General features: G+C 72.1%; 10 protein-coding genes. 7 read left to right on the top strand and 3 right to left on the bottom strand.

Annotated elements, in window-relative coordinates; translation table 11 throughout:
- Positions 1-29: 29 nt before the first annotated feature.
- Positions 30-233 carry a hypothetical protein gene (locus ACWGIF_RS18170; protein WP_453498206.1) on the top strand — a complete coding sequence of 68 codons (204 nt, stop codon included), beginning with the start codon at positions 30-32 and terminating at the stop codon, positions 231-233.
- A 90-nt stretch (positions 234-323) separates the two neighbouring features.
- On the opposite strand, the gene ACWGIF_RS18175 is transcribed toward ACWGIF_RS18170, so the two are convergent.
- Positions 324-3,605, bottom strand: coding sequence for a S41 family peptidase (locus tag ACWGIF_RS18175; protein WP_453498209.1), 3,282 nt, complete (start codon positions 3,603-3,605; stop codon positions 324-326).
- Between the two features lie 168 nt (positions 3,606-3,773).
- Between ACWGIF_RS18175 and ACWGIF_RS18180 the strand changes: the two genes are divergently transcribed.
- Positions 3,774-4,364 (top strand): TetR/AcrR family transcriptional regulator, encoded by a 591-nt coding sequence (locus ACWGIF_RS18180; protein ID WP_453498212.1) that lies wholly within the window; start codon positions 3,774-3,776, stop codon positions 4,362-4,364.
- 122 nt (positions 4,365-4,486) lie between these two features.
- The gene (locus ACWGIF_RS18185) at positions 4,487-6,691 is read left to right on the top strand and encodes an MMPL family transporter (RefSeq protein WP_453498215.1); all 2,205 of its coding nucleotides are present in this window, start codon (positions 4,487-4,489) and stop codon (positions 6,689-6,691) included.
- 86 nt (positions 6,692-6,777) lie between these two features.
- On the opposite strand, the gene ACWGIF_RS18190 is transcribed toward ACWGIF_RS18185, so the two are convergent.
- Positions 6,778-7,170, bottom strand: a complete 393-nt coding sequence (locus tag ACWGIF_RS18190; RefSeq protein ID WP_453498218.1) for an SsgA family sporulation/cell division regulator — start codon at positions 7,168-7,170, stop codon at positions 6,778-6,780.
- A 167-nt stretch (positions 7,171-7,337) separates the two neighbouring features.
- On the opposite strand from ACWGIF_RS18190, the gene ACWGIF_RS18195 reads away from it, so the two are divergent.
- The 4 genes from ACWGIF_RS18195 to ACWGIF_RS18210 are packed head-to-tail and all read left to right on the top strand — an operon-like array spanning position 7,338 to position 11,169.
- Complete coding sequence (locus ACWGIF_RS18195) at positions 7,338-8,405, top strand: energy-coupling factor ABC transporter permease (RefSeq protein WP_453498221.1); 1,068 nt, start codon at positions 7,338-7,340, stop codon at positions 8,403-8,405.
- 1 nt (position 8,406) lies between these two features.
- On the top strand, positions 8,407-9,168 hold the full coding sequence (gene cbiQ, locus ACWGIF_RS18200; RefSeq protein WP_453498224.1) for a cobalt ECF transporter T component CbiQ: 762 nt from the start codon (positions 8,407-8,409) through the stop codon (positions 9,166-9,168).
- Positions 9,156-9,917 (top strand): energy-coupling factor ABC transporter ATP-binding protein, encoded by a 762-nt coding sequence (locus tag ACWGIF_RS18205; RefSeq protein WP_453498226.1) that lies wholly within the window; start codon positions 9,156-9,158, stop codon positions 9,915-9,917. The genes cbiQ and ACWGIF_RS18205 overlap by 13 nt, the downstream gene beginning before the upstream one ends.
- Positions 9,918-9,939: 22 nt before the next feature.
- Positions 9,940-11,169: a serine hydrolase domain-containing protein gene (locus tag ACWGIF_RS18210; protein WP_453498229.1), complete on the top strand. Its 1,230-nt coding sequence runs from the start codon at positions 9,940-9,942 to the stop codon at positions 11,167-11,169.
- A gap of 214 nt (positions 11,170-11,383) precedes the next feature.
- Here ACWGIF_RS18210 and ACWGIF_RS18215 read toward each other — a convergent pair.
- A partial coding sequence (locus tag ACWGIF_RS18215) for a penicillin-binding transpeptidase domain-containing protein (RefSeq protein ID WP_453498232.1) occupies positions 11,384-12,210 on the bottom strand: 827 nt, incomplete at its 5' end.

Below are 12,210 nucleotides of genomic sequence, written 5' to 3' on the forward strand. Positions count from 1 at the left end.
CCACCAACCACCCTCATGGAGGGAACAGCATGGGTATCAAGGACCAGTTCCAGGAGAAGGCCGGCGAGCTCAGGGACCGGGCGCAGAACGGCGCCAAGGGTGCCAAGGGCGCGAAGACCGCGAAGGACGAGCAGGCCGAGCGCACGGCCAGGCTCCAGGAGAGGGCGAAGCCCAAGACCCAGGAGCAGACGGACCGGGCGCGCGAGCAGGCCGGCGAGAACTGGGACGTCTGAGCGACCTGCGGTTCCCGCGGTCCGTGTGACGTGAACGTGTGAAGGGGCGCGATCCCCCGGGGATCGCGCCCCTTCCGCTTGCCCCCGCCCTCACTCCCTCGGCGGCAGCTTCGGACGGCGCCGGTCCGGTACGTCCGTGTAGCCGGGCGGCACCGCGGCCGGATCCTGTTCCAGCAGTTCCAGCGCCAGGTGCACGGCGTCGTCGAGCTGCGCGTGCCGTCCCTCCGCCCAGTCGAGCGGGGTGCGCTGGATCTCGAGGTCCGGTTCCACGCCGTGGTTCTCCACCGACCAGCCGTACTCGGGGAACCAGGCCGCGTTCATCGGCACCGTGATCACCGTGCCGTCGCCGAGGGTGTGCCGGCCGGTCATGCCGACCACTCCGCCCCAGGTGCGCAGGCCCACCACCGGGCCCAGTCCCAGCAGTTTGAAGGCCGCGGTGATCATGTCACCGTCCGAGGAGGTCGCCTCGTCGGCCAGCGCCACGATCGGACCGCGGGGCGCGTTGGAGGCGTACGAGACCGGCTGGGCGTTACGGGTCAGGTCCCAGCCGAGGATGGAGCGGGTCAGCTTCTCCACCACCAGCTCGCTGATGTGGCCGCCCGCGTTGCCGCGCACGTCCACGATCAGCGCGGGCCGGGACATCTCCATGCGCAGGTCGCGGTTGAACTGCGCCCAGCCCGAGCCGCCCATGTCGGGGATGTGGAGGTAGCCGCACCGGCCGCCGCTGATCTCCCGGACCGCCTCGCGCCGCTTGGACACCCAGTCCTGGTAGCGCAGCGGCCGTTCGTCGATCAGCGGCACGATGGCGACCCGCCGGGAGCGGCCCTCGCCCTCCGCGGGCTGGAAGGTCAGCTCCACCGTGGTGCCGCCCGCCGCCGACAGCAGCGGATAGGGGCCGGTCACCGGGTCCACCGGCCGCCCGTCCACATGGGTGAGCACCGCACCCTCCCGGATGCCGATGCCCGCCAGCGGGGAGCGGGCCTTGGAGTCCGAGGACTCGCCGGGCAGGATCCGGCTGACGACCCATTCCCCGTCCCGGGGGAACAGGTTGGCGCCGAGCAGGCCGATCGCGCGCTGGTAGTGCGGGGGGCCTTCGTTGCGGCGCGCGGCGGAGACGTAGGCGTGCGAGGTGCCCAGCTCGCCGAGGACCTCGCGCAGCAGGTCGGCGAACTCGTCGGGGGAGGCGACCCGTTCGACCAGGGGGCGGTACTGGCTCAGCACCCCGTCCCAGTCGATGCCGCACATCTTCGGCTCCCAGAAGTACGCGCGGATGATCCGCCCGGCCTCCTCGAAGGCCTGACGCCACTCGGCCGCCGGGTCCACCTCGTGCAGGATGCGCCGCAGGTCCAGGTAGACGGTCGAGTCGCTGTCGCCCGACTCCGTCGCCGGGACGGCGCGCAGGTCGCCGTCGTCGTTGAGGACGAGCCGGGTGCCGTCGCCGCTGACCGCGAACCAGTCCAGTCCCGAGGCCAGTTCGGTCTTGCGGGCCTTGGTGAGGTCGAAGTGCTCCAGCGTCGGCTTGCCGCTGATGTCGGCCGGGTTGGCGAAGGTCTCGCCGAGCGCGCCCGAGATCGGCCAGCGCAGCCAGACCAGTCCGCCGCCGTGCACCGGGTACAGGGCCGAGTACTTGGACGCGGTCACCGGGAAGGGGGTGACCCGGCTCTCCAGCCCCTCCACCTCCACCGTCACGGCGCCGTCGCCGTCGCCCGACTCGCCTTCCACCGGGTCCAGTCCGCCCGCCGCGGGCCGCCCCTCGGCGGAGAGGGCGAAGGGGGAGGGGGTCGCGGAGGACAGCGGTACCAGGTACGGGCGGCAGCCCAGCGGGAAGGACAGGTCGCCGGTGTGCACGTCGTAGACGGGGTCGAAACCGCGCCACGACAGGAAGGCCAGGTAGCGCCCGTCCCGGGTGAAGACCGGACTCTCGTCCTCGAAGCGGCCGTTGGTGACGTCGACGACGGTCCGTGCTCCGGGGCCGGAGATCCGGGCCATCTTGATCTGCCGCAGCGAACGCCCGACGCCCGGATGCGACCAGGTCAGCCAGACGCCGTCGGGGGAGAAGGCCAGGTCGGTGACGGGTCCGTTGATGGACCGGATCAGCTCGCTGACCTCGCCGTTGGACTCCTCGGTGGCGTCGAGGAGCAGCAGCCGTCCGTCGTTGGAGGCGATGGCGAGCCGCTCCCCGTCCGGGTCCGACAGCAGCTCGGTCACGCGCCCCAGCTGACCGGAGGCCAGCCGGCGGGGCCGGCGTTCCCCGGAGGCCCGCGGCAGGTAGGCGATCTCGATCGCGTCCTCGCCCTCGGCGTCGGTGACGTAGGCGACCTGCCCGCCGCTGCCGAGCATCTCCGGCAGCCGCACCCGCACGCCCGGGGTGTCGGCGATGGCCCGGGCCGGGCCGTCCCGGTGGGTCAGCCAGTACAGGCTGCCGCGCACCACGACCGCGCTGGCCCGCCCGGTGGTGTCCACGGAGAGCGAGTCGACGTGGCTGGCGGCCGGCACCTGGTAGGTCCGCCGGCCTGCGCGGGGGCCGCCCAGCCGGACCTTGAGCTTGCGGGGGACGGCGTCGGGGGCGAGCGACTCGACGAGCCACAGGTCTCCGGCGCACTGGTAGACGACGCGGGAGCCGTCGCTGGAGGCGTGCCGGGCGTAGAACTCCTCGTGGTCGGTGTGGCGGCGCAGGTCGGTGCCGTCGGGCAGGCAGGAGTACAGGTTGCCGATGCCCTCGTGGTCCGAGAGGAAGGCGATCCGCCCGCCGACGAACATCGGTGCGTCGAGGTGCCCCTCGATGTGCTCCAGCAGCTGCTTGCCGTGCAGCCACAGCCGGCCGGTGGCGCCGCCGCGGTAGCGCTTCCAGGCGGCGGGCTCGTGCGGGGGCTTGCCGGTGAGCAGCAGGGTGCGCCGCTCGCCGCCCTCCTCGGCGTGCATCTGGATGTCGGAGACCGGCCCCCAGGGCAGGCGGCCGCCGGGGCTGCCGTCGGTGGGAAGGCTGTAGGCCCAGGCGAAGTACGAGAAGGGCTGGTTGTGCGAGGAGACGGCCAGGATGTCGCTGCGGCCGTCCTCGTCGGGCGGGGTCCAGCCGCAGACGCGGGTGTCGGTGGCGCCCCAGTAGCTCAGCCGTCGGGCGGGGCCGCCGTCGACGGAAACGAGGTGGATCTCCGGATCGAGGCTGCGCCAGGTGGTGAAGGCGATGTGTCTGCCGTCGGGGGAGAACCGCGGATGGCTGACCCGGGTCCGGTCGACGGTGATCCGCCAGGCCCGGCCGGGGGTTCGGTCGTCGGGGACCAGCGGGGCGACCCATAGGTCGTCCTCGGTGGCGAAGCACAGAAGGTCGTCGTGCAGGTGCGGGAACCGTAGGTACGCGACGTCGTGACTCACCCCCCAATGCTTTCCGTGTGAGGAGGCCCTGGCAACTCGTACAGGTGATCCACACCACGGCCTCGAAAGAAACGGAACGGTTTCGTTTCGTTGGGTGCGGGGGTATGGTGGAAGCGTACGGAACGCTTTCGTTTCGATAAACGCGCGTCAGGGGCGGGAGGCACGGACATGACCGAGGCGATGGCGGCCCGGCGCAGCCGGATCACGCCCGAACGACAGGCCGAACTGCACGAGGCGGTCCTCGACCTCCTGCGTGACGTCGGCTACGAGGCGCTGACCATGGACGCGGTCGCCGCCCGTACGAAGTCCAGCAAGGCCACCCTCTACCGCCAGTGGGGGAGCAAGCCGGAGCTGGTCGCCAAGGCCCTGCGATGCACGCAGCCCGTCTCGCTGCGGGAAATCGACACGGGCAGCCTGCGCGGCGACTTCGCGCGCATGGTGGAGCTCTCGGATGACGCGCAGATGGCCAAGGACACCGCACTGCTGCGGGGTCTGGCCCATGCCGTCCACGAGAGCCCGGAGCTCCACAAGGCCCTGCGGGACCTGCTGGTCGACCCGGAGATCACCGGACTGCAGGTGATGCTGCAGCGCGCGGTGGACCGGGGCGAGATCAACCCGGGGTGCCCGGCCCTGGATTTCGTACCGCACATGCTCATCGGGGCGTTCATCGCGCTTCCGCTGATCGAGGACCGCTCGGTGGACCGGGCCTTCCTCGGTGACTTCATCTACGCCGTGGTCTTCCCCGCCCTCGGCGTCTGATCCTCCCCGTCCCCTGCACTGCCTCCTGCTGCTCCTGACACGCCGCTCTCGTCGTCGGGCCGGCTCACCACGCCCTGATCCATCCGGATCCATCCCACGACCTGAACGGGAGAACCACCGACGTGGCAACCTTCCTTTACCGACTCGGCAGGGGCGCCTTCCGGCGCCGCGGGCTCGTCGCCCTCCTCTGGGTGGGACTGCTGTTCGCCGCCGTCTTCGGCGCGGCGACGGCGGCCGCCCCCACCTCCGGCTCGTTCTCGATACCCGGCACGGAGGCCCAGAGGGCCTTCGACGTGCTGGACAAGAAGTTCCCGGGGATGGCCGCCGACGGCGCCACCGCCCGCATCGTCATCAAGGCCCCCGAGGGCGTCAAGGTCACGGACCCCGGCCCCAAGGCGGAGGTCGAGAAGATCGTCGCCGGGCTGAAGTCCGGCCCGGGCGCGGAGCAGATCTCCTCCGTGGCCAACCCGTACGAGGCCCAGGCCGTGAGCCAGGACGGCTCCACCGCCTACATCAGCGCCAAGTACGACGTCAGCGGCATGGAGCTGAAGGACGCCACCCGCGACGCGCTCAAGGACTCCGGCAAGGAGGCCAAGGCGGCGGGCCTGAACGTCCAGATCGGCGGCGACGCGCTGATGGTGGCCCCGGAGACCGGCTCCGGTGAGATCATCGGCATCCTGGTCGCCGCGATCGTCCTCGTGATCACCTTCGGCTCGCTGATCGCGGCCGGCCTGCCGCTGCTGACCGCGCTGATCGGCGTGGGCATCGGCGTCTCCTCCATCACCGCGCTCGCCAATGTGCTGGACCTCGGCAACACCACCGCCACCCTCGCGACGATGATCGGCCTCGCGGTCGGAATCGACTACGCCCTCTTCATCGTCTCCCGCTACCGCGCGGAGCTCGCCGAGGGCCGTGAGCGCGACGAGGCCGCGGGCCGGGCCGCCGGAACCGCCGGCTCCGCCGTCGTCTTCGCCGGTCTGACCGTGGTCATCGCCCTCGTGGGCCTGGCCGTCGTCAACATCCCGATGCTGACCAAGATGGGCCTCGCGGCCGCGGGCACCGTGGTCATCGCCGTGCTCGTCGCGCTGACCCTGGTCCCGGCCATCCTCGGCTTCGCGGGCAGGAAGGTCCTGCCGGCGGGTGAGAAGAGCAAGCTGTTCGGCAAGGGCGCGCGCAACAGCTCCTCCGGCGCCTCCGAGAAGAAGGCCAACGGCGGCACCCGCTGGGCCCGCTTCGTCCTGCGGCGCCCGGTCATGGTGCTGCTGGCCGGTGTCATCGGCCTCGGCGTCATCGCCGTCCCGGCGAGCAAGCTGGAGATGGGCCTGCCGGACGACGGCGCCCAGCCGGTGTCCACCAGCCAGCGCCAGGCGTACGACCTGCTGTCCGACGGCTTCGGCCCGGGCTTCAACGGCCCGCTGATGGTCGTCGTGGACGGGGACAAGGCGCTCGCGGACTCCACCGTCGAGCGGATCAAGGGCCTGGAGGGCGTGGTCGCGGTCACCCCGCCCACCCCCAACGAGGCCGGCGACGCCTCGATCATCACGGTCGTCCCGAAGGACCGCCCGTCCTCCATGCAGACGGAGGCGCTGGTCCACGAGATCCGCGACGGCAGCGGGGACGACGTCCTCGTCACCGGCGCCACCGCGATGAACATCGACTTCTCGCAGAAGATGAACGACGCGCTGCTGCCCTACCTCGCGCTCGTCGTCGGCCTGGCCTTCCTGCTGCTGATGCTGGTCTTCCGCTCGATCCTGGTTCCGCTCAAGGCGGCCCTCGGCTTCCTGCTCTCGGTCGTCGCCGCCCTCGGCGCGGTCGTCGCGGTCTTCCAGTGGGGCTGGCTCGGCTCGGTCTTCGGGGTGGAGCAGACCGGTCCGATCATGTCGATGATGCCGATCTTCATGGTGGGCGTCGTCTTCGGTCTGGCCATGGACTACGAGGTCTTCCTCGTCACCCGCATGCGTGAGGCGTACGTCCACGGCGAGCGCCCGGGCCAGGCGGTGGTGACCGGCTTCCAGTACAGCGCCCGAGTCGTCGTGGCCGCGGCCGTCATCATGATCGCCGTCTTCGCCGGCTTCCTGGGCGCCAGCGACCAGATGGTAAAGATGATCGGCTTCGGTCTGGCCGTCGCCGTCTTCTTCGACGCCTTCGTGGTCCGCATGGCCATCGTCCCGGCGGTGCTCGCACTGCTCGGGCACAAGGCCTGGTGGCTGCCCAAGTGGCTGGACCGGATCCTGCCGAACGTGGACGTGGAGGGCGAGAGCCTGCGCAAGCACCTGTCCGGCTCCCCGGAAGGCCCGGACAAGGACCGCGAGCTGGTCAACGCCTGACCCGTCGTCCGTCCCGTACGGCCGTCACGACGGCCCGGCCCCGTACCACCTGATGATCAGGCGGTACGGGGCCGGGCCGTTTACGCCTAACGGGTGGCCGGCGCGGCAGGGGCGTACGTACGGCGCAGGAAGCGGCGCAGCGCGGCGATGTCGAACTGGACCACGGCGACGCCGTCGGGGGAGTGGAACTCGACGATCGCCTGGACGCGGCCGCAGGGCCAGATCCGCACGTCCCCGGTCCCCGTCGGGACCTGGAGGCCGGCCTCCAGCAGGGCGCGCGGGAAGACCCACTCGTTGTCGGTGCCCTCGGGGGACAAGCCGGCGGGGAAGACGATCCGAACGGCCAGCGGCTCGGCCGGGGCGAAGCGGAGGGCGACGGGGATCGTCCGGTAGAGCGGGTCGTCCGTGATCACACGGGCGCGGACCCTCTCCTCGACGGCGGTCGCGGTCACTGCGGGATTCTCGGCAGTCGCTGACATCGACAAGACTCCTCGAATCGGAATATATCCGTCCGTTTGCCCTCCAGCCTCGCACATTCCCACGAAAGCGCACGCTTCTCTTTGTGAAACCGCCGCTCTTGCCAACGATTCGCAATTGGGCACTACTCTTGAACGGTTAAAGACTGCGTAGGAAGCGGAGCCACTCCATGCATGTGCCCGACGGATTCATCAACGCACCCGTGTCGGTGGCCGCCGGAGTGGCGGCCGCCGCAGCCGTGGCCGTCAGCCTCCGCGGCGCGCGACGGGAACTCGACGAGCGCACCGCGCCGCTCGCCGGCCTCGTCGCCGCCTTCATCTTCGCCGTCCAGATGCTGAACTTCCCGGTCGCCGCCGGCACCAGCGGCCACCTGCTGGGCGGGGCGCTCGCCGCGATACTCGTCGGCCCCTACACCGGCGTGCTGTGCGTGTCCGTCGTCCTGCTCATGCAGGGCATCCTCTTCGCCGACGGCGGGCTGACCGCCCTCGGCGTGAACATCACCGTCATGGGCGTCGTCACCGTCGTCGTCGCCTACGCGGTCTTCCGCGGGCTGCTCTGGCTCCTGCCGCCCACCCGCAGCTCGGTGACCGCGGCCGCCTTCGCCGGGGCCCTGCTCTCGGTGCCCGCCTCGGCCGCCGCCTTCACCGCCCTCTTCGCCGTCGGCGGCACCACCGACGTGCCCCTCGGCAAGGTGCTCACCGCCATGGTCGGCGTGCACGTGCTCATCGGCATCGGCGAGGCCGCCATCACCGCGGCCACCGTGGGCGCCGTGATCGCCGTACGGCCCGACCTGGTGCACGCGGCCCGCGGGCTGAAGGCGCCGCTGAAGCTGCGCGTCGACGGCGTACTCGTGGACGCGCCGGCCGCCGCCGCGCCCGCCGCCGCCGGTACCGGTACCGGTTCCACCCGGAAGGTGTGGGCGACCGGCCTGGTCACCGCGCTCGTCCTCGCGGGCTTCGTCTCCTTCTACGCCTCCGCCAGCCCCGACGGCCTGGAGAAGGTCGCCGCCGACGAGGGCTTCGACGGGAAGGCCGAAGACCATGCCGCCGCCGACTCCCCGCTCGCCGACTACAGCGTCAAGGACGTCGACGACGCCCGCCTGTCCGGCGGCCTCGCCGGGGTCGTCGGCGTCGGTGTGACCGTCGTCGCCGGCACAGGGATCTTCTGGGCCGTGCGGCGCCGCCGGAGCGGCGAGCTGACGGCCACCTCCGTCCCCACCTCTGCCTCGGCGGGCTGACATGGGGGCCGGCCACGCCCACAAGCTCTACCGGCACGGCCACTCGCCGGTCCACGAGCTGCCGCCGCACTGCAAGCTCGCCGCGACCTTCGCCTTCGTCGTGGTCGTCGTGTCCACCCCGCGCGAGGCGATGTGGGCCTTCGCCCTGTATGCGGTCCTGATCGCGGCGGCCGCGGCCGTGGCCCGGATCCCGGCCGGCTTCCTGCTGCGGCGGCTGCTGATCGAGGTCCCGTTCGTCGCCTTCGCCGTGCTCATGCCCTTCGTCGCCGAGGGCGAGCAGGTGGAGGTGCTCGGCATGTCGCTCAGCGTCTCCGGCCTGTGGGGCGCCTGGAACGTCCTCGCCAAGGGAACGCTCGGCGTGGCCGCGTCCGTCCTGCTCGCCTCGACGACCGAGCTGCGGGCCCTGCTGCTGGGCCTGCAGCGGCTGAAGCTGCCGCCGCTGCTCGTACAGATCGCCTCCTTCATGATCCGGTACGGCGATGTGATCACCGACGAGCTGCGCCGGATGTCCATCGCCCGCCGCTCGCGCGGATTCGAGGCCCGCGGGATCCGGCAGTGGGGGGTGCTGGCCAAGACCGCCGGCGCCCTGTTCATCCGCTCCTACGAGCGCGGCGAGCGGGTTTACCTCGCGATGGTCAGCCGCGGCTACGCCGGGTCCATGCCGGTGCTCGACGACGTCGCGGCCACGCGCGCCCAGTGGGCGTACGCCTCCGTGCTCCCGGTGACGGCGCTCGCCGTCTGTCTGATGGGATGGACGCTGTGAACCTCTCCCCTTCCCTGGAAGTCTCCGGCCTCGCCTACGCCTACCCCGACGGCCACCAGGCCCTGTTCGGGGTGGACCTGACCGTCGGGCGCGGTGAGCGGGTCGCCCTGCTCGGCCCCAACGGCGCCGGCAAGACCACGCTGGTGCTGCACCTCAACGGCATCCTCGACGGCGGAGTGGGCTCGGTGACCGTGGCCGGGCTGCCGGTGGAGAAGCGCAACCTCGCCGAGATCCGGCGCCGGGTCGGGATCGTCTTCCAGGACCCGGACGACCAGCTGTTCATGCCGACCGTGCGGGAGGACGTGGCCTTCGGGCCGGCGGCGGCCGGAATGCGGGGCGCAGCGCTTGCGGAGCGGGTCCGGGACGCCCTGGAGCAGGTGGGGATGGCGGACTTCGCCGACCGGCCGCCGCACCACCTGTCCTTCGGGCAGCGCCGCCGGGTCGCGGTGGCGACCGTCCTGGCCATGCGGCCCGAGATCCTCGTCCTTGACGAGCCCTCGTCCAACCTGGACCCGGCCTCGCGCCGCGAGCTCGCCGACATCCTGCGCTCGCTCGACGTGACGGTGCTCATGGTGACGCACGACCTGCCGTACGCGCTGGAACTGTGCTCGCGCTCGGTGATCCTCAGCGAGGGCGTGATCGCGGCCGACGGGCGTACGCAGGAGCTGCTGTGCGACGAGAAGCTGATGCGGGCGCACCGGCTGGAGCTCCCCTTCGGCTTCGACCCGCGTTCGGTCACGGTGGCATAAGAGCCGGAAGCAGGTTGTTGGATTGCTCGTGAACATCCAGGGTGTGGTGGCGGAGGGCTTCGAGCCCGTCAAGGACGCGTTCCTGCGCAATTTCGAGGTGCTCGGCGACCGGGGTGCGGCCGTGGCCGTGTACCGGGACGGCCGCAAGGTCGTCGACCTCTGGGGCGGCACCAAGGACGCCGACGGCACCGACGGCACCGACAGCGCCTACGGAGCCGAGGGTGCCCACGCAACCGAGGACGCCGACGGCGCCGAGCCCTGGACCGAGGACACCGCGCAGATCGTCCGCTCCGCGACCAAGGGCGTGGCCGCGGCCGTGCCGCTGCTGCTGCACCAGCGCGGGCTGCTCGACCTGGACGCGCCGGTCGGCTCGTACTGGCCGGAGTTCAAGGCGGGCGGCAAGGAGAAGACCCTGGTCCGCGACCTGCTCGCCCACCGCGCGGGCCTGCCGGCGCTGGACCGGGGGCTGTCCGCCGCCGAGGCCGGCGACGGGGTGTCCGGAGCCCACGCGGTCGCCGCGCAGCAGCCCTTCTGGGAACCGGGCACCGGGCACGGCTACCACGCGCAGACCTACAGCTGGCTGCTGTCCGAGCTGGTGCTGCGGGCGACCGGTCGCACGCTGGGCTCCGTCCTGGCGGAGGAGATAGCCGAGCCGCTGGGCGTGGACTTCTGGATCGGCCTGCCGGAGACCGAGACGCACCGGGTGGGCCGGGTGGCCCCCGTCGAGCCGCCGCAGGGCGCGGGCCTGCTCAGGACCCGGCCGCGGCGCAACGTTTCCGAGGCCTACGCCGACCCGGACTCCCTCACCCGCCGCGCCTTCGCCGCCATCGACCCGCTGCCCGACGAGAACTCCCCGGCCTACCGGGCCGCCGAGCTCCCGGCCTCGAACGGCATCGGCACGGCCCGCGCCCTGGCCCGCTTCTACGGGGCCACGATCGGCGTGGTGGAAGACGGCGCGCGGATCTTCACGCCGGCCACCACGGCGCTGGCGGCGCGGGAGTTCTCGGCCGGGCCCGACCGGGTGCTGGTGGTCAACACCCGCTTCGGCCCCGGCTACATGCTGCACGGGCCGGCCTCGCCGCTGCTCTCGCCCGCCTCCTTCGGGCATCCGGGCCGCGGCGGATCCCTGGGCTTCGCGGACCCGGAGGCGGGCATCGGCTTCGGCTACGTCACCAATGCGCTGGCCAAGTCGGTCACGGCCGACCCGCGGGCGCAGGCGCTGATCCGGGCCGTGCGTGCGGCGTTGGCCTAGCCGGTCCGTCGAGCGCCGGTGCGGCGCCGTTGCCGGGGCGCTGCCCCCGGACCCCCGCCCCCGGACCCCCGCCCACAAGCGCCGGCGGGGCTGGAGGATCGCCTCAAGCGCCGGCGGGGCTGGAGGGTGCGGCGGGGCGGGGCGGGGCGGGGCGGGGCTGGTGCGGCCGGGCCGGCAGGTGCGGCCGTGCCGGATGGTGCGGCGCAGCCAGCGGTCAGCCTGCGTTCAGGACCGCGGCGACGATCGGGCCCGCCGCGTCGCCGCCGTGGCCGCCGGCCTCGACCATCGCCGCCGCGGCCACGTCGCCGCTGAAGCCGGTGAACCAGCTGTCGGGGCTGCCCGCGCCGTCGACCTCAGCGGAGCCGGTCTTCGCGCCCTTGTCCGAGCCGCGGACCGAGGACATCGCCTCCTTGGCGGTGCCGGCGTTCGCCGTCAGCTTCATCATCGAGACCAGCTGCTGATGCACCGTGGGCTTCATCCGGCGCTGCGCCGTCGCGATCGTCCGGCCGTCGAGCTCCGGCGAGACCAGCAGGGGCTGGCGGAACACACCGGTGCGGGCGGTCGCGGTGATGGACGCGACGTTCAGCGGGTTCATGGTGATCTGGCCCTGCCCGATGTACGCGGCGGCCGCGGCCGCGCCCGTCGCCGCCGGGACCTTGCCGTCGGTGGACTTGACGCCCGTCTTCCAGTCCAGCCCGATGCCGAAGACCTCCGTGGCCTCCTCCGGCAGCGCGGAGTCGTCGTCGACGGGCTTGATCTGCTTGATGAAGGCGGTGTTGCAGGAACGGGCGAACGAGGTCGCGAAGTTGGTGCCGGGCGGGAGGTCGAAGTTCTTCAGGTTGTGGAACTTGCGGTCCCACGTCACCTCCTTCGGGCACTCCGCGGGCTTGTCCGCCGCCACCATGCCGCGGTCCAGCAGCATCGCGGCCGTCACGATCTTCATCGTGGAGCCGGGCGCCCGGTTGCCCGTCATCGCCGCGTTGTAGCCGTCCTTGCGGTGGTTGGCGACCGCCAGGATGTGCCCGTTGCTCGGTTTGACGG

It is taken from the genome of Streptomyces sp. NPDC054849, assembly GCF_053610945.1.